At 53.2% G+C, this 23,564-nt stretch carries 26 protein-coding genes; 9 read left to right on the forward strand and 17 right to left on the reverse strand.

Going from position 1 to position 23,564, the window contains the following annotated elements:
- Nucleotides 1–43 precede the first annotated feature (43 nt).
- Genes potD through potA form a run of 4 tightly spaced genes read right to left on the reverse strand, consistent with a single transcriptional unit; the run spans nt 44 to nt 3,852 of the window.
- Nucleotides 44–1,078 carry a spermidine/putrescine ABC transporter substrate-binding protein PotD gene (gene potD, locus ACMGGM_RS21910; protein WP_063943012.1) on the reverse strand — a complete coding sequence of 345 codons (1,035 nt, stop codon included), beginning with the start codon at nt 1,076–1,078 and terminating at the stop codon, nt 44–46.
- Nucleotides 1,075–1,866 (reverse strand): spermidine/putrescine ABC transporter permease PotC, encoded by a 792-nt coding sequence (potC, locus tag ACMGGM_RS21915; RefSeq protein ID WP_014883413.1) that lies wholly within the window; start codon nt 1,864–1,866, stop codon nt 1,075–1,077. The genes potD and potC overlap by 4 nt, the downstream gene beginning before the upstream one ends.
- Nucleotides 1,863–2,720 carry a spermidine/putrescine ABC transporter permease PotB gene (gene potB, locus ACMGGM_RS21920; RefSeq protein ID WP_047027471.1) on the reverse strand — a complete coding sequence of 286 codons (858 nt, stop codon included), beginning with the start codon at nt 2,718–2,720 and terminating at the stop codon, nt 1,863–1,865. Before potB ends, potC begins: the two co-directional genes overlap by 4 nt.
- Nucleotides 2,704–3,852: a spermidine/putrescine ABC transporter ATP-binding protein PotA gene (gene potA, locus ACMGGM_RS21925; protein WP_198923270.1), complete on the reverse strand. Its 1,149-nt coding sequence runs from the start codon at nt 3,850–3,852 to the stop codon at nt 2,704–2,706. Before potA ends, potB begins: the two co-directional genes overlap by 17 nt.
- A gap of 237 nt (nt 3,853–4,089) precedes the next feature.
- On the opposite strand from potA, the gene pepT reads away from it, so the two are divergent.
- Nucleotides 4,090–5,313 (forward strand): peptidase T, encoded by a 1,224-nt coding sequence (pepT, locus tag ACMGGM_RS21930; RefSeq protein WP_014883416.1) that lies wholly within the window; start codon nt 4,090–4,092, stop codon nt 5,311–5,313.
- Between the two features lie 89 nt (nt 5,314–5,402).
- On the opposite strand, the gene ACMGGM_RS21935 is transcribed toward pepT, so the two are convergent.
- The 8 genes from ACMGGM_RS21935 to rluE form a co-directional block, all read right to left on the reverse strand.
- Nucleotides 5,403–6,524 (reverse strand): cupin domain-containing protein, encoded by a 1,122-nt coding sequence (locus tag ACMGGM_RS21935; RefSeq protein ID WP_014883418.1) that lies wholly within the window; start codon nt 6,522–6,524, stop codon nt 5,403–5,405.
- A 91-nt stretch (nt 6,525–6,615) separates the two neighbouring features.
- Nucleotides 6,616–8,079 (reverse strand): two-component system sensor histidine kinase PhoQ, encoded by a 1,464-nt coding sequence (gene phoQ, locus ACMGGM_RS21940; protein ID WP_045135037.1) that lies wholly within the window; start codon nt 8,077–8,079, stop codon nt 6,616–6,618.
- Complete coding sequence (gene phoP / locus ACMGGM_RS21945) at nt 8,080–8,751, reverse strand: two-component system response regulator PhoP (RefSeq protein ID WP_014883420.1); 672 nt, start codon at nt 8,749–8,751, stop codon at nt 8,080–8,082.
- 123 nt (nt 8,752–8,874) lie between these two features.
- On the reverse strand, nt 8,875–10,245 hold the full coding sequence (gene purB, locus ACMGGM_RS21950) for an adenylosuccinate lyase (protein ID WP_014883421.1): 1,371 nt from the start codon (nt 10,243–10,245) through the stop codon (nt 8,875–8,877).
- Nucleotides 10,246–10,264: 19 nt separating this feature from the next.
- On the reverse strand, nt 10,265–10,894 hold the full coding sequence (gene hflD / locus ACMGGM_RS21955; protein ID WP_014883422.1) for a high frequency lysogenization protein HflD: 630 nt from the start codon (nt 10,892–10,894) through the stop codon (nt 10,265–10,267).
- Nucleotides 10,895–10,920: 26 nt separating this feature from the next.
- Entirely contained in the window at nt 10,921–12,033 is a 1,113-nt protein-coding gene (gene mnmA, locus ACMGGM_RS21960; protein ID WP_014883423.1) for a tRNA 2-thiouridine(34) synthase MnmA, read from the reverse strand.
- A 40-nt stretch (nt 12,034–12,073) separates the two neighbouring features.
- Complete coding sequence (locus ACMGGM_RS21965; RefSeq protein ID WP_014883424.1) at nt 12,074–12,547, reverse strand: NUDIX hydrolase; 474 nt, start codon at nt 12,545–12,547, stop codon at nt 12,074–12,076.
- 9 nt (nt 12,548–12,556) lie between these two features.
- Nucleotides 12,557–13,210: a 23S rRNA pseudouridine(2457) synthase RluE gene (gene rluE, locus ACMGGM_RS21970; protein WP_014883425.1), complete on the reverse strand. Its 654-nt coding sequence runs from the start codon at nt 13,208–13,210 to the stop codon at nt 12,557–12,559.
- Nucleotides 13,211–13,327: 117 nt separating this feature from the next.
- Between rluE and icd the strand changes: the two genes are divergently transcribed.
- The 3 genes from icd (at nt 13,328) to ACMGGM_RS21985 (ending at nt 15,318) form a co-directional block, all read left to right on the forward strand.
- A complete protein-coding gene (icd, locus tag ACMGGM_RS21975; RefSeq protein ID WP_045135038.1) occupies nt 13,328–14,578 on the forward strand; it encodes an NADP-dependent isocitrate dehydrogenase in 1,251 nt (416 codons plus the stop codon).
- Between the two features lie 77 nt (nt 14,579–14,655).
- A complete protein-coding gene (locus tag ACMGGM_RS21980; RefSeq protein ID WP_014883427.1) occupies nt 14,656–15,003 on the forward strand; it encodes a DUF1304 domain-containing protein in 348 nt (115 codons plus the stop codon).
- Nucleotides 15,004–15,072: 69 nt separating this feature from the next.
- On the forward strand, nt 15,073–15,318 hold the full coding sequence (locus ACMGGM_RS21985) for a DUF2543 family protein (protein ID WP_014883428.1): 246 nt from the start codon (nt 15,073–15,075) through the stop codon (nt 15,316–15,318).
- 1 nt (nt 15,319) lies between these two features.
- Here ACMGGM_RS21985 and ACMGGM_RS21990 read toward each other — a convergent pair whose 3' ends face one another.
- The gene (locus ACMGGM_RS21990; protein WP_045135039.1) at nt 15,320–16,819 is read right to left on the reverse strand and encodes an EAL domain-containing protein; all 1,500 of its coding nucleotides are present in this window, start codon (nt 16,817–16,819) and stop codon (nt 15,320–15,322) included.
- A gap of 192 nt (nt 16,820–17,011) precedes the next feature.
- Between ACMGGM_RS21990 and ACMGGM_RS21995 the strand changes: the two genes are divergently transcribed.
- Complete coding sequence (locus tag ACMGGM_RS21995; protein WP_224955213.1) at nt 17,012–18,496, forward strand: sensor domain-containing diguanylate cyclase; 1,485 nt, start codon at nt 17,012–17,014, stop codon at nt 18,494–18,496.
- A 280-nt stretch (nt 18,497–18,776) separates the two neighbouring features.
- The gene (locus ACMGGM_RS22000) at nt 18,777–19,025 is read left to right on the forward strand and encodes a GlsB/YeaQ/YmgE family stress response membrane protein (protein WP_008500746.1); all 249 of its coding nucleotides are present in this window, start codon (nt 18,777–18,779) and stop codon (nt 19,023–19,025) included.
- 127 nt (nt 19,026–19,152) lie between these two features.
- Here ACMGGM_RS22000 and ACMGGM_RS22005 read toward each other — a convergent pair whose 3' ends face one another.
- Together ACMGGM_RS22005 and ACMGGM_RS22010 are read right to left on the reverse strand one after the other, a co-directional pair.
- Entirely contained in the window at nt 19,153–19,251 is a 99-nt protein-coding gene (locus ACMGGM_RS22005; RefSeq protein ID WP_014883431.1) for a YoaK family small membrane protein, read from the reverse strand.
- A gap of 43 nt (nt 19,252–19,294) precedes the next feature.
- Nucleotides 19,295–20,314 (reverse strand): sensor domain-containing diguanylate cyclase, encoded by a 1,020-nt coding sequence (locus tag ACMGGM_RS22010; protein WP_032637908.1) that lies wholly within the window; start codon nt 20,312–20,314, stop codon nt 19,295–19,297.
- 163 nt (nt 20,315–20,477) lie between these two features.
- Here ACMGGM_RS22010 and ACMGGM_RS22015 point away from each other — a divergent pair, with 163 nt between their 5' ends.
- Together ACMGGM_RS22015 and ACMGGM_RS22020 are read left to right on the forward strand one after the other, a co-directional pair.
- Nucleotides 20,478–20,732, forward strand: coding sequence for a DUF333 domain-containing protein (locus ACMGGM_RS22015; protein ID WP_014883433.1), 255 nt, complete (start codon nt 20,478–20,480; stop codon nt 20,730–20,732).
- Between the two features lie 80 nt (nt 20,733–20,812).
- Nucleotides 20,813–21,118 carry a hypothetical protein gene (locus ACMGGM_RS22020; protein WP_023332731.1) on the forward strand — a complete coding sequence of 102 codons (306 nt, stop codon included), beginning with the start codon at nt 20,813–20,815 and terminating at the stop codon, nt 21,116–21,118.
- Here the strand turns inward: ACMGGM_RS22020 and ACMGGM_RS22025 are convergent, their stop codons facing one another.
- Nucleotides 21,119–21,463 carry a DUF488 domain-containing protein gene (locus ACMGGM_RS22025; protein WP_045135040.1) on the reverse strand — a complete coding sequence of 115 codons (345 nt, stop codon included), beginning with the start codon at nt 21,461–21,463 and terminating at the stop codon, nt 21,119–21,121.
- 101 nt (nt 21,464–21,564) lie between these two features.
- Between ACMGGM_RS22025 and ACMGGM_RS22030 the strand changes: the two genes are divergently transcribed.
- Complete coding sequence (locus ACMGGM_RS22030; RefSeq protein WP_049010365.1) at nt 21,565–22,272, forward strand: CTP synthase; 708 nt, start codon at nt 21,565–21,567, stop codon at nt 22,270–22,272.
- Nucleotides 22,273–22,304: 32 nt separating this feature from the next.
- Here the strand turns inward: ACMGGM_RS22030 and ACMGGM_RS22035 are convergent, their stop codons facing one another.
- The gene (locus ACMGGM_RS22035; RefSeq protein WP_032636931.1) at nt 22,305–23,492 is read right to left on the reverse strand and encodes a CynX/NimT family MFS transporter; all 1,188 of its coding nucleotides are present in this window, start codon (nt 23,490–23,492) and stop codon (nt 22,305–22,307) included.
- Nucleotides 23,493–23,564: the final 72 nt, after the last annotated feature.

Here is a 23,564-nt window from a genome sequence, read left to right on the forward strand (position 1 = left end):
TCCTCACGCCGTTAGCACGGCGTGAGGAATCGCGCGATGCCGTTTATCGGCCCGCTTTTAGTTTCTGGTAATACTCTTCGTAGAGGCGGCTGGCGTCACCAACGTCGTTCTGCCATTCCCCTTTACTGATGGTGTCGGCATCCGGATAGAGTGACTTATCGTTAGCCACTTCAGGCTTCAGCAGCTTGCGTGCCGCGAGGTTCGGTGTCGGGTAGCCAATCGTTTCGGCAACCTGCTTCGCCACGTCCGGGCGTAGCAGGAAGTTAATCAGCTTCAGCGCACCCTCCACGTTTTTGGCATTGGCAGGGATCGCGAGGCTATCCATCCAGAAGATCCCGCCTTCTTTCGGCCACACTACCTCCAGCGGCGTACCGGCCTGACGGGCAACATACGCGGAGCCGTTCCACACCATGCCCAGATTCACTTCGCCTTCCATATACGGGTTTGCCGGGTTATCAGAGTTAAATGCCGCCACGTTAGGCATCAGCTTTTTCAGCTCGTTATAGGCCGCTTCAATCTCTTTTGGGTCCGTTGTATTGCCGGAGTAGCCGAGCTTACGCAGCGCTACCTGGAACACTTCGCGCGCGTCGTCGGTTAACAGCAGGCTGCCTTTGTATTCCGGTTTCCACAGATCGGCCCAGCTTGTAACGGTTTTCGGATCGATAACCTCGCTGTTGACACCAATTGCGGTTGCGCCCCAGATGTAAGGAATGGAGTAGTCGTTATTCGGGTCAAACGGCTTGTTGAGCATCTCCGGATCGAGATTGTTGAAGTGAGTGAGCTTCGTTTTATCGATCTTCTGAATCATGCCCTCTTTGCGCATTTTGTCGACAAAGTAGGTAGACGGCACCACCAGATCATATGCGCCGTCCTTGTAGGTTTTGAGCTTGGCATACATGGTTTCATTCGACTCGTAGGTCGAGTAGATGACCTTGATGCCCGTCTCTTTCGTAAACTGTTCCAGCAGGCCCGGTGGCACATACTCGGTCCAGTTATAGAAGTAGAGCGTTTTACCGTCATCAGCGTGCGCGGCACCCATGCCAAGTACCAGTGCCGCAGCGGCGAGCATTTTTTTCATTTCATTGTCCCCTGAGATTTTGTTTTATCACGAGCAATAATCTGGCTGGCAATCACCAGAACCAGCGAAAACACCAACAGAATGGTCGCCAGCGCGTTCACTTCAGGTGAGACGCCGACTTTGACCATCGAATAGATCTTCAGTGGCAGGATTTCGTAACTCGGCCCGGTCACGAACGAAGAAACAACCACGTCATCCATCGACAGCGTAAAGCTGAGTAGCCATCCTGCGGCTACCGCGGGCATCGCCAGCGGCAGAATGATTTTGCGCAGGATGGTCATCTCGCTGGCCCCCAGATCTTTCGCCGCCTCAAGCATACGCACGTCAAAGCCTTTCAGACGTGCAAAGACGGTAACCACCACAAACGGAAGGCAGAAGGTGATGTGGGAAAACAGCAGCGACCAGAAGCCAAGCTGAATGCCCAGCAGCATAAACAGCACCAGCAGCGAAATCGCCATCACGATATCCGGCGACATCATTACCACAAACAGCATGCCGCTGACGAACGGCTTACCGCGAAAGCGATAGCGATACAATGCCACCGCGGTGAGGGAACCGATCAGCGTGGCGAAGGTGGCGGAGAAAATCGCCATCGTCAGCGAGTGCTGAGCGGCCTGCAGCAGACTGTCATTATTCATCAGCAGGCTGTACCAGTTGGTGGTAAAGCCCTGCCAGTTGATGCCGAAGCGTGAACTGTTAAACGAATTCACGATCAAAATGATAATCGGAATATAAAGGTAAGCGTAAATGGCGGTCATAAAACCGCCGCGAAGCAGTCGACCGATCATTCGAGTTCCACCTTCTTATTCAGCAACCGTGAGGCGCGCCAGTAGACCAGCAGCATCAGCCCCATTACCACCGTCAGCGTAATGCTGGTCGCGGATCCGAACGGCCAGTCGCGGATGTTCAGGAACTGGCTCTTGATCACGTTACCAATCAGCAGGTTTTTTGCCCCGCCCATGAGATCTGAAACGTAGAACAGCCCCATTGCCGGGAGCATCACCAGCAGACAACCGGCGATAATGCCGGGCATGGTCAGTGGAATGATAATGCGGATAAAGGTTTGCAGCTTGTTAGCACCCAGATCTTTTGCCGCTTCCAGCAGCGGTTTATCGAGCTTCTCGATGCTGGAGTAGAGCGGCATCACCATAAACGGCAGCAGAATATAGACAAGGCCAATAACCACCGCACCCGGAGTAAACATGATGCGTACAGGGGTATCAATCACCCCCAGCCACAGCAGAAACGCGTTGAGGTAGCCTTTGGTGCTCAGGAAGATTTTTAACCCGTAGATGCGAATCAGCGAGTTGGTCCAGAACGGCACAATCAACAGAAACAGCAACAGCGGGCGCACCTTTTGTGGCAGCCCGGCCAGGAACCATGCGAAAGGATACCCCAGTAGCAGGCAGGCGACGGTAGCAATCAGCGCCATATTCAGCGAGTGCAGAAGCACGTCAAAATAGAGCGGGTCGAGCAGGCGCGCGTAGTTATCCAGCGTAAAGACCAGCTTAACGAAGTGGGCATCGTCGCGGGTCAGAAAGCTGGTGGCGATGATCATCAGGTTGGGTAAAAAGACAAATAACACAAGCCAACCGACGATAGTGGTAATCACCACCTTCTGGAATTTACTTGTGTTCTTCATCAGCCAGTACAACCTCCCAGCTTTCTACCCAGTTGATAACCATTTTCTGGTCGAGAGAGTGGTCGAAGTCAGGATCGTCCTCGTTAAAGAATTCGCTGACCATTACCATTTTGCCATTTTCCAGTTCGACGACGGACTCCAGCGTCATCCCTTTGTAATTGCGCTCGCGGATATAGCCGATAAGCCCTTCGGCTTCGGTATTACCGTGAATTTCATCGACACGCAGATCTTCAGGACGCAGCAGGACGTTGAGTTTTTGTCCCTTCTCGACGGCGAAGTTCACGGTGATATTGCATTCACGTCCTTCCACGTTCGCGCGCACGCGCCGATCGTCCAGACGTTCAATCACCGTGGCATTAAAGATATTGATTTCGCCAATGAAGCTGGCGACAAACAGGTTTTTCGGCTCTTCGTAAATTTCACGCGGCGTGCCGTCCTGCTCTATTTTGCCATCGCGCATCACCACAATACGGTCTGACATGGTCAGCGCCTCTTCCTGGTCGTGGGTGACGAAGACGAAGGTGATGCCAAGCTTGCGCTGTAGCGCCTTCAGCTCGTTCTGCATCTGCTTGCGCAGTTTGTAGTCCAGCGCGGAAAGCGACTCATCTAAAAGAAGCAGGCGCGGTTTATTGACCACGGCGCGGGCAATGGCCACGCGCTGCTGCTGACCGCCGGAGAGCTGGTGGGGTTTTCGCTGAGCAAACTCGTCCAGCTGCACCATCCGCAGGGCTTCCGTGACGCGCGGGGGGATCTCGCTGGCCGGCGTTTTTTGCATCCGCAGGCCAAACGCCACGTTCTCAAACACGGTCATGTGAGGGAACAGGGCATAGCTCTGAAAGACGGTATTGACGTGGCGATCTTCGGCAGGAACCTGGGTTATGTCCTGGTTCTCAAGATGGATGTGGCCATTATCGACGCTTTCCAGCCCGGCGATAAGGCGCAGTACGGTTGTCTTGCCGCAGCCGGAGGGGCCAAGCAGCGTAAGAAACTCGCCGTCATTGATGGTCAGATTGAGGTCGGAAATGACCTCTTTGCCATCAAAACTTTTACGAATTCGTTCAAGTTGCACCAGCGGTGAACGAGAACGGGGTTGTGTATTCAATTTTTGCACTGTCCCATATAGACGCCTCAGGCAGCAGGCCGAAGCGGGGTTTGTGTGTAACCACCTTGGTGACTCGTAATGAGGGCGGACATTCTACGGCAAACCTCGGGAATCGCCAATCCTTGTCACTGATTCATAAGCTACATTTACTAACGCAGAACGATATAAACGGAAAATATTCTCGTTTGCGGGATAAAAGTGACCTGACGCAATATTTGCGTTTTGATGCTTATTGATAATGTTGTCACAAAAAGTGAGGGTGACTGCATGGATAAATTACTTGAGCGTTTTTTACAGTACGTTTCGCTGGATACCCAATCTAAACCGGGTGTCCGCCAGGTGCCAAGCACCGAAGGCCAGTGGAAGTTATTAAACCTGCTTAAAGAGCAGCTCGACGCCATGGGGCTGGTTAACGTCACGTTAAGCGAAAAGGGCACTGTGATGGGCACGCTGCCGGCGAATGTCCCGGGTGATATCCCGGCGATTGGCTTTATCTCCCATGTCGACACCTCTCCGGATTTTAGCGGTAAACATGTGAACCCGCAGATTGTTGAAAACTACCGCGGCGGTGATATTGCGCTGGGCATTGGCGACGAAGTGCTCTCTCCCGTGATGTTCCCGGTCCTGCACCAGCTGCTCGGTCAGACGCTCATCACCACCGACGGGAAAACGCTGCTGGGCGCAGATGATAAGGCGGGGATCGCGGAGATCATGACGGCGCTGGCGGTGCTGAAAGGCAAAAACATTCCGCACGGGGATATCCGGGTTGCTTTCACGCCGGACGAAGAGGTGGGGAAAGGCGCGAAACATTTCGATGTGGAGGCTTTTAACGCGCAGTGGGCCTACACCGTCGATGGCGGTGGCGTGGGCGAGCTGGAGTATGAAAACTTTAACGCCGCTTCGGTGACCATTAAAATTGTCGGGAACAACGTTCACCCCGGCTCAGCCAAAGGGGTGATGGTGAATGCGCTGTCGCTGGCGTCGCGTATTCATGCTGAAGTCCCGGCGCAAGAGAGCCCGGAGATGACAGACGGGTATGAAGGTTTCTATCACCTGACCAGCATTAAGGGCACCGTGGATAGCGCCCAGATGCACTACATCGTGCGCGATTTTGACCGTAAAGCCTTTGAAGCGCGCAAGCGTAAGATGATGGAGATCGCCAAAAAGGTAGGCAAAGGGCTGCATCCTGACTGCTACATTGAACTCATCATCGAAGACAGCTATTACAATATGCGTGAGAAGGTGATGGCGCATCCGCACATAATTGATATCGCCCGGCAGGCAATGCGCGACTGCGATATTGAACCGATCTTAAAACCGATTCGTGGCGGTACCGACGGTTCACAGCTGTCATTTATGGGATTGCCGTGCCCGAACCTGTTTACCGGTGGCTACAACTACCACGGCAAGCATGAGTTTGTGACGCTGGAAGGAATGGAAAAAGCGGTGAAGGTGATTGTGCGCATAGCGGAGTTAACCGCGAAGCGGTGAGACATTGCCCGGTGGCGCTGCGCTTACCGGGCCTACGATCGAAATGTAGGCCGGGTAAGGCGAAGCCGCCACCCGGCACATCTCAAGACTCAATCCTCAAAAAACCAATACCCGCTGTTAACCAGCGCGGCCAGCATGGCGAGGAATGAGGGATCTTCCAGCGCATCGCCAAAGGTTTCAGCAGTCAGAACCATATGGCTGGCAATCGCTTCCAGTGCAGGACGGTGCGGGGAATCCAGCTTCTCGCCATTGACGAAGACCTCTTCACCGATGCGCAGCACGCGCAACCCGCCCAGACGAACCAGCTTGTCGCCCTGCTGAAGGGCATCATAAATCTCGTCAGCCTGATAAGGCGGCTCCGGAGGCGCCACGTCCAGCTCGTGGCGGGACTGGCTAATAAACTCGCCAAACCACTGTCTGAAATGTTCCGGCTCGTTGATCAGATCCAGCATCATACCGCGCAGCTTGTCCAGCTCTGCTGGCAGAATATCTGCCGGATGTTCGCGCGCAGGCACATCCGGATCGCTGTAGCGATAGCTGCCCAGCTCGCGTTGCAGAACATAGTCGGCAAAGCCGCTGATCATCTCGCGACCGCTTGGTGCGCGGAACCCAACCGAGTAGTTGAGCGAGTTTTCCAGGGAGTAACCCTCATGCGGGAACCCAGGCGGAATGTAGAGAATATCGCCTGGCTCCAGCTCTTCATCAATAATCCCTTCAAACGGATCCACCTGAAGCAGGTCCGGATGCGGACAGTGCTGTTTCATCGGCACTTTCTCGCCCACGCGCCAGCGGCGGCGACCCGTACCCTGAATAATAAACACGTCGTACTGGTCCAGGTGCGGACCCACGCCGCCACCCGGAACGGAGAAGGAGATCATCAGATCGTCCATCCGCCAGTCGGGCAGGGCGCGGAACGGGCGCATTAGCGCGGCAGTGGGTTCGTGCCAGTGGTTGACGGCCTGCACCAGCAGCGACCAGTTGTTTTCACCGAGATGATCATAGCTTTCGAAAGGACCGTGACTGACCTGCCATTTCCCGTCCTGGTGACTGACCAGGCGGCTGTCGACTTCGTTTTCCATGGCCAGACCGGCCAGTTCGTCAGGCGAGATAGGGTCGACAAAGTTGCTGAACCCACGTTTCAGAACCACCGGGCGTTTTTGCCAGTAACGTTCAATAAACTCGGGCCAGTTAAGCGTTAAGTGATAATCCATATTTTTTTATTCCGCAGGTTCTTACTGACACGGATTATAACGGAAGCTCAGCCCCCCGGCTGCGAGATCCTCGCATTTTTCACATAACGGGTTAACTATCGTTCGATGTGGGCTGCTGGCGACCAAAAATCACTTCCATTCTGGCGCCGCCCAGCAAACTTTCGCTGGTTTCAATTTTTCCATCGTACTGGTCGACAATTTCACGTGCGACGGCTAACCCCACCCCCTGGCCAGGGCGCAGCGTATCGGCGCGCTGGCCGCGATCGAACACCACATCACGTTTATTGCGCGGGATCCCCGGGCCATCATCTTCAACGATAATATGTAACTCGTTATCCGTCTGACGCGCAGACACTTCCACAAATTCCAGGCAGTATTTACAGGCGTTATCCAGCAGGTTGCCCATGACTTCCATGAAGTCATTCTTTTCGCCGACAAAGCTTATCTCAGGCGAGATATCGAGGCTGATGTTCACCCCTTTACGCTGGTACACCTTGTTGAGGGCGGACGTAAGATTATCCAGCAGCGGTGCCACCGGGTGCAGCTCGCGGCTCAGAAGCGCGCTGCCGGAACGCATACTGGCGCGGTGCAGGTAATAGCCAATTTGCTGTGAGATTCGACTGATCTGCTCCAGCATCACCGGCTCGGCATCATCAACGCTCAGCTTTGAACTGCGCATTGAACGCAGGGTACTTTGCATCACGGCCAGCGGTGTTTTCAGGCTGTGAGTGAGGTCAGTCAGGGTTGTACGGTACTTATCATAGCGTTCGCGTTCACTTTTCAGCAGGCGGTTGAGATTACGTACCAGACTTGTCAGCTCACGGGTGGTTTCCGGATTGAGTTTTTCGCGATGGTGTTCCTCAAGCTCGCGCACCTCTCGCGCCAGGGATTCAATGGGGCGCAAGCTCCACCACGCCGCCACCCAAAGCAGCGGGATTACCAGCAGCAGGTTAGCGGCCAGAACATAAACGAACCAGCTCCAGACCCTGTAGGAGCGCTTGAGCTCGACAGGAATGGTGTCGATCACCACAATGGTCAACTGCGGCATGTTCATCGTCGCCGGGTAGATATTAATCGCCACGGAGTGCGTCATCTCCGTTTCGGCATCATCCTCGCGGATTTCATTGAGTTTCTGCTGCATAGAGCGATCTTCGCGAATCAGGGAGCTGGTGGTGTTAAGATCGGCTTCTATCTCATGAAAACCATTGGTTTTAAGCCACTCCGGACGAATGCTTTTAACCAGCCATGGGATATCTCTTTGCGCCCACAGCAACTTCCCTTTTTCGTTGTAAATCAGGGCTAAAGTAGGGCTCTGTTGATTCAGGTTCTCGGGCATTTCAACGCTGATACGGTTGTTTTCCCATTTCGCCAGAGTGTAAAACAGATTACTTTCGCCACGTAACAGTCGAAAAGTTGTTTTATCGAAGCTGACGCTGTAACCCACCAGGGCGACCATACCGTAGGAGAGCGACAGCACCAGCACCACTGCGGCCGTTGCCAGCAAAAAACGAACCCGCAGTGAGAGGGGCAGAATATGGCGCAAAATCTTTCTCATTTAGCGTAATTCAAACAGGTAGCCCTGGCCGCGGACGGTCGTGATCACATCCTGCGGGTACTGCGCCTGAATTTTCTTACGCAAACGCCCCATCAGCACATCAATAGTATGGCTCTCGCGCAGCTCCGCGTCCGGGTAGAGCTGGAGCATTAAGGAGTCTTTGCTCACAACCTTGCCACTGTTACGGATCAGCGTTTCCATGATGGTGTATTCGAATGCGGTCAGCTTGATCACTTCATTGTTAATCGAAAGCTCGCGTCGGGAGAGATCCACCTGGAAAGGCGGAATGGAGATAACCTGTGAAGCCAGCCCGCTGTTGCGGCGTAATAGCGCCTGCATTCGCGCAGCCACTTCTTCAATATGGAACGGCTTGGTGACGTAATCATCCGCACCGGCGCTGAGCACTTCAACTTTGTCCTGCCAGCCTTCGCGGGCGGTCAGAACCAGCACCGGGAGAGAAACATCATGGCTGCGCCAGCGACGAATTAACGACAGACCGTCTTCATCAGGCAAGCCTAAATCGACAATGGCGATATCCGGCAGATGTTCATTGAGATAATAATCGGCTTCTTTTGCATCTTCAGCATCGTCCACCTGATGTCCCATCTCCTGAAGCTGAACCTTCAGGTGGTGGCGTAGCAATGCGTTATCCTCAACAACCAGTACGCGCATCATCTTTTCTCCCAGAATATGTAGTACGAATAGTTTAACGCTGATTATGTTGCCGTGGGGATAAACATTCAGTAAACCGGGGAAAAGCAACCCCCTTTCCGGGCGGAAAGGGGGGAAGGGGTGTTACTTCAGCTCGTCGACCATGGTAATGGCGCGGCCAATGTAGTTCGCCGGCGTCATGGCTTTCAGGCGCGTTTTCTCTTCTTCTGGCAGTGCCAGACCGTCAATAAACTGTTTCATGCCTTCAGCGTCTACACGCTTGCCGCGAGTCAGCTCTTTCAGTTTTTCATACGGCTTTTCGATGCCGTAGCGACGCATCACGGTCTGAATCGGCTCCGCCAGTACTTCCCAGTTGTGATCCAGTTCGTCCAGCAGACGATCGCGATTCACTTCCAGTTTGCTCACGCCTTTCAGGGTGGACTGATACGCGATCAGCGCGTAGCCAATGCCCACGCCCAGGTTACGCAGTACGGTGGAATCGGTCAGGTCACGCTGCCAGCGGGATACCGGCAGTTTGCTCGCCATATGCTGCAGCACGGCATTCGCCAGGCCCAGGTTGCCTTCGGAGTTTTCGAAGTCAATTGGGTTCACTTTATGCGGCATGGTGGAAGAACCAATTTCACCGGCGATGGTTTTCTGCTTGAAGTGGTTCAGCGCAATGTAGCCCCACACGTCACGATCGAAGTCGATCAGAATGGTGTTGAAGCGCGCGATGCAGTCAAACAGCTCAGCGATATAGTCGTGCGGTTCAATCTGTGTGGTATACGGGTTCCACTGAATACCCAGGGAGGTGACAAACTCTTCGCTGAACTGGTGCCAGTCCACTTCCGGGTAAGCGGCGATGTGGGCATTGTAGTTACCGACTGCACCGTTGATTTTGCCAAGAATTTCAACCTGTTCCAGTTGGCGGTACTGGCGCTCCATACGGTACGCCACGTTCGCCATCTCTTTACCCATGGTGGAAGGGGTGGCTGGCTGGCCGTGAGTACGGGAAAGCAGCGGAATGTCGCGGTATTCCACGGAGAGCGCTTTCACCGCGTCGATGATCTTACGCCAGTAAGGCAGCACAACCTCTTTACGCGCGGTAGAGAGCATGAGCGCGTGAGACAGGTTGTTGATATCTTCAGAGGTACAGGCGAAGTGAATGAACTCTGACACCGCGTGCAGGGCAGGGACGCTTTCCACTTTCTCTTTCAGGAAGTACTCAACCGCTTTCACGTCGTGGTTGGTGGTGCGTTCAATGGTCTTAATGCGCGCGGCATCTTCTTCGCTAAACTCAGCAACGATTTTATCAAGGTAATCGTTTGCCTTTTCGTCAAAAGCAGGAACTTCCTTGATTGCTGCCTGGGCGGCCAGCTTCTGCAGCCAGCGTACTTCAACCTGAACACGGAACTTCAGCAAACCATATTCGCTGAAGATCCCGCGCAGCGCGCTGACTTTATCGCCGTAGCGTCCATCGACAGGGGATACGGCGGTCAGTGAGGATAATTCCATAATTCGCAACTCCGGGAGGTTAACAATGAGCAAGAATTTGTTTTGCCTGAGTGGTCAGGCGATTACGAGAAAACATTAACTGCAGACGGCCACCGCCAACCTGATGCCACAGCACGGCGGCGCGGATCCCTGCCAGCAGGGACGCACGTACTTTTGCCTGCACCTGTGGGCTTTGCAGCACGGCAGGGGATCCGGTGACCTGAATACGTGGGCCCAGCGGGCTGATGACATCAACGTAAATACCGGCCATCGCGCTCAGCAGCGTTTCGGATTGCAGATCAAAATGGTCGAGTTGACGCTGGAGCCCGCCGATACGATCGCCCAGGGTATTGAGCGCGCCTTTCGCCGCGCTCAACTTACGCTCAAGTACCATCAGGCTTAAGGTGTAGCGGGTCAGTTCTGCGTTTAATCCTTGACGACTACTGGCGTTAAGCACGCCAAGCAGGGTTTCAAGACCGAGACGAAGATTGGTTTCACTCCCACCAAATACACCCAGAGTTGAACCGGGGTTAAGGTCGATAACGCTGTTGAGTGAAACGTGCAGGGCATCGGCATCGCAATGACCCTGATGCGCCAGCTGTTGCACCAGACGGGCAGACTGGCAAATTCCTGCCAGCGCCAGGGTGATGTCGTAGTAGTTCTTCGCCACATGGTCTCCTTTATGTGTGCACTCTGTTAAACAGCGGGCAGCGGCAGGCGCTGTTCAATGATCCCGCCGCCCAGGCAGATTTCGCCGCTGTAGAAGACAGCAGACTGACCTGGGGTGACGGCGGCAACCGGCTCGTCAAAACGCACGTCAATGCGATCGTCATCGAGCGCGGTAACGGTGCAAGGAATATCGGTCTGACGGTAGCGCGTTTTCACCGTGCAGCGCAGCGTGCCTTTCAGCGGCTCGCGATCGACCCAGTGCAGCTGTTGCGCGATAAGGCCAACGGACATCAGACGCGGATGGTCGTGCCCCTGGGCGACAACCAGAATATTGTTTTCGACATCTTTGTCGACCACATACCACGGATCTTCGCTGCCATCTTTGGTTCCACCGATACCCAGACCTTTGCGCTGGCCTAAAGTATGGTACATCAGCCCCTGGTGCTGGCCGATCTCATCGCCATCAACGGTGACAATTTTACCCGGCTGTGCAGGCAGGTAGCGGCCAAGGAAATCACGGAATTTGCGCTCACCGATGAAGCAGATGCCGGTAGAGTCCTTTTTCTTTGCGGTGATCAGGTCCAGCTCTTCCGCGATTTTACGTACCTGCGGCTTTTCCAGCTCGCCAACCGGGAACAGGCTCTGGGCGATCTGTTCGTGGCTCAGGGTATAAAGGAAGTAGCTCTGATCTTTGTTGCCGTCCAGACCGCGCAGCAGCTGGCTTTTGCCATTCACATCTGCACGACGCACGTAGTGGCCGGTCGCAATGTAGTCTGCGCCCAGATCTTCCGCAGCGAATTCCAGGAAGGCTTTAAATTTGATCTCTTTGTTGCACAGAATATCCGGGTTCGGGGTGCGCCCCGCTTTGTACTCTTCCAGGAACAGTTCAAAGACGTTATCCCAGTATTCTGCAGCAAAGTTAACGGTGTGCAGTTCAATGCCGAGCTTATCGCACACGGCCTGCGCATCGGCGAGATCCGCAGCGGCAGTGCAGTATTCCTCGCCATCATCTTCCTCCCAGTTCTTCATGAACAGGCCCTCCACCTTATAGCCCTGTTGCTGTAACAGGTAGGCGGAAACGGAGGAATCGACACCGCCGGACATGCCGACGATCACTTTTTTCTGGCTGTTATCTGACATGGAATACTCACGACATTGAACTTCAAGGCGGCGTATTCTATCACGCCCCCCCACCATTGGCACCCTCTGTAAACGGCCAGTTAAATGCGCCGATGACTTCCAGCGGTAAGCGGCCAGCAGACTGCCAGCAGCGAATGCTTTCCGCAACCAGCGGCGAGCGCAGGTTTGGTGCGTTAAGGATCTCCTCGGCAGTCACCCACAGGCAGCGGTCGATATCGTCATCCTGCGGCTCTGTGGCGCACATTTCGCTAAGCTCGACGGCAAACAAGAAGCGCAGGAACGGGGTGCTATCGGGCGCAATCCACTGATGCAGTCGGATAAAGTGCTGGGGTTCAGCGTGTATGCCGGTCTCTTCCCACAGCTCGCGTTTTGCTGCCTGCAGTAAGGTCTCATTGGCTTCAAGGTGCCCGGCTGGCTGGTTCCACAGCGCTTTACCGTTAATGCTCTCTTCGACTACAAGGAATTTACCCTGGGCGTGGACCACGCAGGCGACCGTAACATGAGGTTTAAACATAGTGACTCCTTAAGCGGTAACGTCTCGCCATTCACCGTTTGCCAGCGTTTCCAGGGTGTAGCTGCCCATGGCGTAGCGAATCAGACGCAGAGTAGGGAAGCCGACGTGAGCGGTCATGCGCCGAACCTGACGGTTGCGGCCTTCATAAAGGGTGATTTTGAGCCAGCTTGTCGGAATGGATTTGCGTTCGCGGATGGGCGGATTGCGCGGCCATAGCCACTCCGGTTCATTCACGCGTTCAATACCTGCAGGCAGGGTTGGGCCATCGTTCAGCGTTACGCCACGGCGTAATTTCTCCAGCGTTTCTTCGTCCGGTTCGCCTTCGACCTGCACGAAGTAAATTTTGCCCGTGCGTTTTCCCGGCTGTGTGAGCTTTGCCTGCAGAGCGCCGTCGTTGGTTAAAACTAAAAGTCCTTCGCTGTCCCGGTCCAGACGCCCGGCGGCGTAAACGCCCTGAACGGGAATGTAATCCTTCAGCGTGCTGCGTCCGGCCTCATCGGTGAACTGCGGCAAAACATCGTAGGGTTTATTGAACAAAATAACCCGCTTCGGCTGGGTTTCTTGCGGTCTTCTGGCGGCTTGTCGCGAGCTGAATCGCTCAACCCGGTGTTTTGTAAAAGAAGTTTTCTTCATGGTATTTTCAGGCGTTATCAATTGCCGCATTATAGCCTAATAACGAAGACCTTTCATGGCGCAGGACATTCAGGTACTATCGAAGGGCTCATTACAATTTATTAACATAAGATCAGTAACAACCAGAAGCGCTCGAAGGAGAGGTTAATGGAAAGCAAAGTAGTTGTTCCGGCGGAAGGTAAAAAGATCACCCTGCAAAACGGCAAGATTAACGTTCCTCACAATCCGATTATCCCGTTCATTGAAGGTGACGGTATCGGTGTAGACGTTACCCCGGCAATGCTGAAAGTGGTTGATGCCGCTGTTGAGAAAGCCTACAAAGGCGAGCGTAAAATTTCCTGGATGGAAATTTACACCGGTGAGAAATCGACTCAAGTTTATGGCCAGGACGTCTGGCTGCCAGCAGAAACGCTGGACCTGATCCGCGACTACCGCGTTGCTATCAAAGGCCCATTGACCACCCCAGTCGGCGGCGGTATCCGCTCCCTGAACGTGGCACTGCGTCAGGAGCTGGACCTGTACGTCTGTCTGCGTCCGGTGCGTTACTATCAGGGCACCCCAAGCCCGGTTAAGCACCCTGAACTGACCGATATGGTTATCTTCCGCGAAAACTCAGAAGACATCTACGCGGGCATCGAGTGGAAAGCAGACTCTGCAGACGCAGAAAAAGTGATTAAATTCCTGCGCGAAGAGATGGGCGTGAAGAAAATTCGCTTCCCTGAACATTGCGGTATCGGCATCAAGCCATGCTCCGAAGAAGGGACTAAACGTCTGGTGCGCGCGGCTATCGAATACGCGATCACCAACGACCGTGACTCTGTGACTCTGGTTCACAAAGGCAACATCATGAAGTTCACCGAAGGTGCCTTCAAAGACTGGGGTTACCAGTTGGCGAAAGAAGAGTTCGGCGGTGAGCTGATCGACGGTGGCCCGTGGCAGAAGATTAAGAACCCGAACAACGGCAAAGAGATCATCGTTAAAGATGTGATCGCCGATGCGTTCCTGCAGCAGATCCTGCTGCGTCCTGCTGAATACGACGTGATTGCCTGTATGAACCTGAACGGTGACTACATCTCTGACGCCCTGGCAGCACAGGTTGGCGGTATCGGAATCGCCCCTGGTGCAAACATCGGTGACGAGTGCGCTCTGTTCGAGGCGACCCACGGTACTGCTCCTAAATATGCAGGTCAGGACAAAGTGAACCCAGGCTCTATCATCCTGTCCGCAGAGATGATGCTGCGTCATATGGAATGGTTCGAAGCCGCAGACCTGATCGTGAAAGGTATGGAAGGCGCGATCAACGCCAAAACCGTAACTTACGATTTCGAACGTCTGATGGAAGGCGCTAAACTGCTGAAATGCTCAGAGTTTGGCGACGCGATCATCGCGAACATGTAATCCAGACTCTGGGTTAAACAAGAGCGGGGGCCTGAGGGTTCCCGTTTTTTTTGCCTCTGCCTGCAGGAAATAACACGATGCTAGCCACTGTTCTTATCGCTGTCGTTGCATTTATCCATCTTTACATCCTTGTGCTGGAAATGTTTCTGTGGGACACCAGAACCGGGCATAAGGCGTTTAATCTCAGCCCGGAATTTGCGCGTGAAACCCGCGTGCTGGCCGCGAATCAGGGGCTATACAACGGTTTTCTTGCGGCGGGTTTGCTCTGGAGCCTCTGGCTCGGTGAAGAGGGCGTTCATGTGGCCATCTTCTTCCTGGCCTGCGTGCTGATTGCCGGTCTCTTTGGCGCAGTGACCGCCAGCCGGAAGATTCTGTATGTTCAGGCTTTACCTGCGCTTGCCGCCCTGCTTGCGCTGCTTATCTGAAGCAACGCGTTGGTCAACCGTGCGTCGTCCGATATACTTGTGGCTTCATCGTGAGAGGTTTAGACAGTTATGAATAACGACATCCCATTGAAGTATTATGACATCGTCGAAGAATACGCGACGGAAGCCGCAAAGCCTGTCAGTGAGTCAGAGCAGGACCCACTGGCGCATTATTTCCAGCTGCTGCTCACGCGGTTATCAAATAATGAGGAGATTGATGAGGAAGCTCAGCAAGAGATGGCGCGTGAAGCCGGGGTTCATGCTGAACGTATTGATGATATTGCGAACTTCCTTAATCAGTGGGGAAATGAATAGCCTACCGCGCCAGACCCAGGAGCCGCTTCGCAAGCTCACGGCGGGAAACAGATTTTGAAAAATACCATCCCTGAACCAGAGCCTCAGGATATCGTTCAGCAATAAAGCGGAATTGTATTTCGTTCTCAACGCCTTCGAAAACCAGCGTTTTATTCAGTTTTGCGAGGGCGTCGCTAAAGATAACAAAAATGTTCTGTTTATAATGCTCACTGATGCCATCGACCAGCGACTTGTCGATTTTGATCTCATCATATTCAAGAAGCGAAAGCCTGGCCAGGTTGGAGTTTTGCACACCGAAGTCATCAATGGATATTCTGACACCAAGGGATTTTAACTTCTGACAGAAGCCCTCCAGAATATTCGCGGTGGAAACGGCTTTTTCAGAGAGCTCGACTTTTACCAGAGACAGCGGAATGTTGTTGGCTAAACATCCACGGCGCAAAATGCTGATAAATTGTCCATCTTCAATTTCCGTTCGACCAACATTGAGCGAAACGACCAGCTGATGCTTAAGCACCAGCGGTGCGATGTCCTTAAGGGCTTTCTCAAGAATATGGGTATAATATTTTTTATACAAACCAATTTTCTGGATTAATGGAATAAACAATTCCGGCGAGACGTCACCGTGTTTTGCGTCGCGCCATCTCGATAAAACCTCCACGCCCACTATTTTGCTATCCTGAATGCGAATTATGGGCTGGTAGTGAACGCCAATAGTGTTGGTTAAGACGGCTTTAACCAACGTCCGTTCCAGTGAAAAGCGGTCTTCATTGAGTCGAAAGGAAAATAACGTTATCGCAATCCAGATAAAACATAAAATAGCCACGAGAAAGGCAAACACCGCGGGAGATAACGAGGCCAGTCCTGCATGGTGATGCTTCACAATGACGCACAAATCCCAGGAAGTGCTGCACTGTGTGAGGGTGAGGGTAAATAACGTGGAATGTACCCCATCCTGTTCTTTTACCTCATGGGTTGCTGAAAAAAATATTCTGGCAAAGTCTTTGGTGGTTGCGCTGAGTGAGTAATTGTTGGTAACCGGGGTGAATTTATCGTAAGCGTAGCGGGAGGAGAAGATAATAAGATTATTGTAGATGGCCGCATTGCCCGTGAAAAAATCTTTTCTGGAAAATTGCGCGAGCAGGAATCCCCTGGGTGTTTTATGGAGCTCTTCTGGCAGGGGGACAGGGTTAGCGAGTTTTCCCCAAAAAGCGGTACAGATTATTTTTCCCTGCTCTATAAAACCGATGTCTGCAAAATAAAGGCTGTCGAGCTTAATCTGTCTGTAGCGATCAAGGCTGGCTTTGTCGCATCCCTGAGTGGTCAGGCCTTTAAGTGTCTGCGCCACGCTCTGAGACAGGCCTTCTGAATACTGTAAAAGGGTCTGGGAAATCTCACGCAGTTTGCTTTTCTGCTGGCCCATGATAACCGCATTGACCGTATAGAGAGACAGAAAGACCAGAAACGCTGAAACGATAGTAACGGCAACGATCTTTTTCATTTTCCAGATACCTTGTCCGCTCCCTGATTTTTCAAATCTTATCACAGGCTGGGCTTGCTACAAGCCTGATAATATGGGGAGTCAGCCTAATCCAGGCGGATGAACTATGCTTAAGTGCAATTCATTTTCCTCTTAACCTGAGCTTTGTTACAGTGACAAGAGTTGTCAGCCAGGGATGTCAGGCGTGATAAGGTGGAAAAGCTCGTGCATGTCAAAAATACTTTTTACACAACAACCATAACCGTCATCATTGTCTCGTTGATCATTTCATTGTCGCTTGCCGTGCAGATTGCAACGTCCCGACAGCAGTCAATCCAGCAGATCAATACCAGCGTTGCCAACCTGAGCCATACCCTGAATGTCTATACAGAAGGCATCATACGCCAAAGTGAAATGTTGATTACCACCGTTTCCGACACCCTTGAAATTTATGGCATGACCCCGCAACAGGCGATCAATATTCAGCGAATGATAAGCAATCAGGATAACCTTCTTACCCAGATTAATAATGTGGTTGTCTATGATGCGCAGGGGGATATCTTCACCGCCTTGCACGAAACTTTAGCAGGTCCCCGTAAAGGCGCGGACCGGTCATTCTTTGTCTATCACAAGGAAAATAAAAGCCAGCAGATATTTATTGGCGAGCCAGTGATAAGCAGAACCAATGGTAAATGGGTTATTACCATAAGCCGACGCCTTGAGACTCACACGGGGGCATTTAACGGCGTCGTGGTGGTGACGCTGGGTATCGAAAACTTTCTGACCCTTTATGGACAGATCAATATCGGACACGCGGGCGTTATTGGCTTAACGACACAAACAGGCGTTTTACTGATTCGCTACCCCTTTAAGAATACCTATATCGGTACGATTTTTTCAGATTCTCCTCTCTTCAGGAAATACCTAAAAGTACAAAATACAGGGATAGCCAGCTCCGTTTCCCGGTTTGATAAAATCGAACGCATTTATGCCTATGAGAAAAACAGCCGCTACGGACTGGTCACGACGGTGGCGGTCAGCGCGGATGAAGCCCTTTCCCCCTGGCGCAAGCAGGCGATTCAGCTTGCCTTACTTATTTTCGTTTTTACCGCGATACTCATCGTGGCGTCTTATTTCCTGTATTCCGACTTATCCAGAAAAACACGGGATAACAAAGCGCTAAAGATTATTGCCTCGGAGGATGCCCTGACCGGGCTTTATAACCGACGTATTTTCGATGAAAAAATTCTCTCCGACATCGCGATGTGCGCGGCAGAGGACGCGCCGATTTCGCTCCTCCTCGTGGATGTGGACTACTTCAAAAAGTACAACGATAACTATGGTCACCCGGAAGGGGACAGGTGTCTGGCATTACTGGGAAACTGCCTCAGGGAAAGCCTCACTCGCGACAACCAGCTTGTGGCGCGATATGGCGGGGAGGAGTTTGCATTGATATTGCCTGAATCGGATATCCAGGAGGCGCTCCGCCTTGCACAGACGATTATTCGCAATGTCTTCTCTCTCCACATTGAACACGCGTTCAGTCCTTTCGGGCGGGTCACGGTGAGTGTAGGCATATCTACTGCGCGTGCTGTCGACATCGCGGGCAGTCAGCAGAATATTATTATTGCCGCGGACCAGGCGCTCTATCAGGCAAAACGCGGAGGCCGTAACCGGCACGCTTTTGTTGGGGTATAACCCAAAAAAAAGCCCACGAAAGCGTGGGCAAGAAATACTGGAAGCAATGTGAGCAATGTCGTACTGAATACCTGAGTATTTCTCTCAACTATTCAGTGTTGAGAAAGATAATCTTTCTCAACAAAAGATGCAACCCCACATTTCCTGGGGAAGGGCATTTTGATGGCAAAATGCGCATCCGGTCAGTGTGAGGCTTATCACAAATTTCCTTTCTCAAATCCTGTGCTATCCTTTTTTGTGTCGTTGATTTAATGACAAAAACCATACAGAGAGGAAAGTTATGGGAATTTTATCCTGGATTATCTTTGGGCTTATTGCGGGTATTCTGGCGAAGTGGATCATGCCGGGCAAAGATGGCGGTGGGTTTATCGTCACCGTAATACTGGGTATTGTCGGCGCGGTAGTCGGCGGCTGGATCAGTACGCTGTTCGGCTTCGGGAAAGTAGATGGCTTTAACTTCGGCAGCTTTGCGGTTGCGGTGATCGGCGCGCTGGTTGTGCTGTTTATCTACAGAAAGATCAAAAGCTAAAACTGAAGCGTTAAAAAAGGCTGCCGGATGGCGGCCTTTTTACATCACGGGTTCACCACCAGCCAAGCTGCGTGCCAGCAAAGGCCACAATGGCGATGATTAACATAATGAGCGTGGTTTTTCTCATTTATGCCCCCGGTGCAGCGTAACCACCGACAAAAAACCACGCCAGAAACACGACCGCCGTTATAAAAATAACGACAGGGAAGAGGATCCCTATTCTCATATCATCACCTTTTTCTTTTTATAACGCCGTAGAGTGTACGGGGTTAATCCATCGCGAGAAAGCGTGTTTTGCTTTTTCCTTTCTTATCCTGATACATCGCCACATCAGCAGCACGTAATGCGCTGTCTGGATCGGTTACGTCTGGGTCCACTTCGATGACGCCGAGGCTGGCTCCCGGATAAATAAGGTTAATGTTACCCAGCCAGTATTCCCCTGCAATGCGGGCGCTGAAGCGCGCTTTAAGCTGATTCATGTGCTCCTCATTGTCGACATGACTCAGAGAGGCCACCAGAAATTCATCGCCGCCCAGCCGACCAATGATATCGTCCTGCTGTTTTTCTGCGGTCAAACGCTTGCCCACTTCAATCAGGAACTGGTCGCCTGCTTCATGCCCATACCGATCGTTAATCAATTTAAAATCGTCCAGGTCGATAAACGCAATGATGGCGTTACGTTTCAGGTGTCGAGCCAGGGAAAACAGAGTAGTCAGATCCTCAAAGATGGCGCGACGGTTGGGCAGGCCGGTAAGGGCATCGGTATAAGAGTGTGCGATGAGCGCCGCGTTGGCTTCCCGAAGCTGGTTCACCAGAGATTCTTTCTGAATGTACTGACCAATCAACCCGGCGAATAATTTTAACATCTGTTCACCGCGCTCGCTGAGCGGCTTTTTAGCCGTGCTGGTGGCGCAAAGCGTACCGTAAAGCGAGCCATCGGCGAGATGAACCGGAATGCTCATGTAAGTGGTAATACCGAGAGCTTTCGCCGCTTCGCACTCCGGCCAGCGCTCGGGGACATCGTTACTGAAGATGGTGTCGCTATCCAGCGCGCGCTTACACAGCGTTTCATCCCAGGGCACGCTCAGCCCCTCCGGGATCGTCATCTGCTTACTGTTTCGGGCATAAAGGATATGCTGCAGCCGCGCCTGGATATCCACCTTCGTCAGGTAAGTCGACTCCATATCGGTGACGATTTCCAGCATCTCCAGCAGCTGACGAACGAGACTTTCAAGGGATTGCTCAGTAACGAGGGTTTCTGAAACACGGGCAAGGATAATATCCGACATGACGTAGAAAGACTCCCAGGCAGAAGACGTCTGCATCTGCATGTTATGCTGAATTCTTAGGCTTCAGGCATAGTAAAACATGAATGCAGAAAATTTTATATATGGAGAAAGCGGCGCTGAGCCGTTACCCTTAGGCAAAGATGATGTCACAAGGATCGATGCGATGAGATTTCTGCTTCTGGCGCTGACGCTTCCCCTGGTCGCCTGTACCGCAAAAACAACCCCACCCGATGCGCCCAAACCGCCACAGGCCGTAGGTATGGCGAACCCGGCTTCCGTTTACTGTCTGGAAAAGGGCGGGGAACAGATCCCGATTCAAAGCCCGCAGGGTGTTCGTACCGAGTGCAAGCTGCCGGGTGGTGAAGTGATCGACGAATGGACGCTCTATCGTCGCGATCATCCGCAACCCACCAGGTGACAGAAGGGCAGGTGCTGCGATACACTTCTCTTTAGGATTATTCTTAGCCAGTATCTGGCTACTGTTACCGCGAGAGAAGTATGTTTCAGCTTAAACCGGGCAGCATGGCGATGATCATCGGTGCCCGCACGGCGTCTGGCCGTCGCAATATTGGTAAATCTGTTGAGTTGTTTGGTCTTTGCCAGCCTGGCCTGCGTTTTGTAAACCCGGTTAACGGCGTGATGACGCAATTACCCGCAAGTGCGGATCGTGCGCTTTGGCTGGTCACCGGAGACGTCTACGCCTTTGACAATCAGCACGGCTTTGCGTTTGTTCGCGCCGAACATCTGATGCCGCTCACCCCTGATCAAGCCCCGCAAATGCTGGATGAGCTGACAATCAGCTGATCACAAATGGCGTAGCCAGTCGGCTAAAACCAGGGCGTGATTCTGTTCCGTGTTTTTCGCGCCATAGAGGAGGGTGAGAGTCTGCTTGTGTGCCAGCGCCGCAAGACGCCTTCCCTCGTCCTTATGCTGCGCCAGTTCTTCCTGATAGGCTTTACTGAAAGTCGCAAAATCAATAGCTTCGCTATGATACTCCTGACGTAATGCGTTCGATGGCGTGAGTGTTTTACACCATTCGTCATGGGCGAGGTCCGTTTTTTTAACCCCGCGCGGCCAGAGTCTGTCCACCAGCACCCGATAGCCATCGTCCGGGCTTGCCTGCTCATAGACGCGTTTGCACTGAATCATAATTCCACCCTCCCAATTTAAGGTATTGTGATAATTGCAGAAGATCGGTAGTCTGAGGTTCCTTATGTTATCTGATAATACTCTGGCATAAGGAACCTTTCATGGAACACCTCCCGGTTAAAACGACGCTCCGCATTGCGCTGGTTGGCGATTACAATCCTGATGTTATTGCACACAAGGCGATCCCGCTGGCCATTGACGATGCTGCGGCCGTTCTTGACCTCACCGCCGATTACGACTGGCTTGCTACCCCGGAATTAACCAGTTCTGAGGATCTGGTGGGGTACGATGCCATCTGGCTGGTTCCTGCGAGCCCCTATAAAAACACAGAGGCCGCCTTTATCGCCGCACGCTACGCCCGTGAAAACAGTATTCCGTTCCTGGGGACCTGCGGTGGGTTCCAGCATGCGCTGATTGAGTATGCCCGTAACGTGCTGGGCTGGCACGATGCGGCACATGCTGAGACGGATACCGAAGGCACTATGGTGATCGCGCCGCTGACCTGCTCGCTGGTGGAAATATCCGATGCCATTGAACTGCGCAGCAATACGCTGATCGCCAAAGCCTACGGCAAACCCGAAATTGAAGAGGGATATCACTGCAACTATGGTGTGTCGCCGGAATTTGCTCAGGCGCTGGAGAGCGGTGATATGCGCGTGACGGGCTGGGACGAACAGGGGGAAATCCGTGCGGCGGAGCTGATAACCCACCCGTTCTTTGTGATCACTTTGTTCCAGCACGAGCGTGCTGCGCTGGAAGGACGTCCGGTGGTTCTCGTACAGGCATTGCTTCGCGCGGCGCGGGGCTAAAACAGGGCAGACCCGATGGTCTGCCTTCGTGTTTAGCGGGGCGCGATTTCCCGGTCGCGCCCGGCAAGTATCCCGCAGACGGCCATGACGATCGCGGCCAGCGCACAGGCGAGAAGGGGGATGCGCCAGTCTCCTACCGAATCGTGGATTTTACCCATCAGCGGCGGTCCGCAGGCAGCGAGCAGGTAGCCGATAGACTGTGCCATACCGGACAATGCCGCCGCCTGATGCGCAGAGCTCGCGCGCAGACCGATGAACGTCAGGCCGAGGATCATCGTTGCCCCGGAGCCAAAGCCAAACACCAGCGTCCACATCACCGCCATATCCGGCATAAACCACAATCCCGCTGCGCTTACCGCGCACATCAGCGCCACTGCACCGGCGATCGTCCGCTGATCTTTCAGCCGATGGAGGATCAGCGGAACGGCAAGTCCCGGCACGGCTGTCGCCAGCTGTAAAAGACCATGCACCGAACCTGCCTGCGCCTCGCTGTAGCCGTGGCTAAGCAGTATCGCCGGCAGCCAGCCGATGATGACGTAATAGATAAGAGAGTTAATCCCCAGAAAGAGCGTCACCTGCCAGGCGAGAGCAGAACGCCAGATTGCGCGGTTATGTAACGCGCCTGCGCCTGTTACCGTCGCAACATGTTTCTGACGCCACTGCGGCAGCCAGAGCAGCAAGGCGAGCAGCGGAAACACCATCAGCATCAGCAGCGCGCCCTGCCAGCCCGCATGACCCTGGGCCAGCGGCACGATTAGCGCCGAGCCTAACGCGGCGGCTGCCCCCATCGTCAGGGAATAGGCACCGGTGAGTTTCGCCACCTGGCCCGGAAAGTCACGTTTAATTAAACCTGGTAACAGCACGTTCCCAAGCGCGATCCCGCAGCCAATCACTGCCGTGCCGATGAAAAGCAGGGCAGCGGAAGGCAGGGAGCGAATGGCTATCCCGGCGCAAATCAGCAACAGGGCGATAAACAGGCTACGCTCCATGCCAATACGTCGGGCCAGACCTGCGGCGAGCGGGGAGATCAGGGCAAAAGCCAACAGGGGTAGGGTGGTCAGCAGACCGGTTTGCGCCGTGCTTAAGCCATAATCAAGGCGAAGGGTATCCAGCAGCGGGGCTGCGCCGGTAAAGGTGACGCGAAGCGTGGTGGCGATCATCAGGATGCCTGCAATCAACAGCGCGCCGTGTTTTCCTGAGGTGCGAATAGCAGTAGTCATTATGTTCTCATACGTTCAAGCGAGCGCACACAATACCGATTTTCCCGTCGGTTGAAATCAGGCTAAAATGAC

Origin of the sequence: Enterobacter sp. BNK-14, from assembly GCF_047456095.1 — a bacterium.
In the GTDB taxonomy this organism is placed as follows: Bacteria; Pseudomonadota; Gammaproteobacteria; order Enterobacterales; family Enterobacteriaceae; genus Enterobacter; species Enterobacter kobei.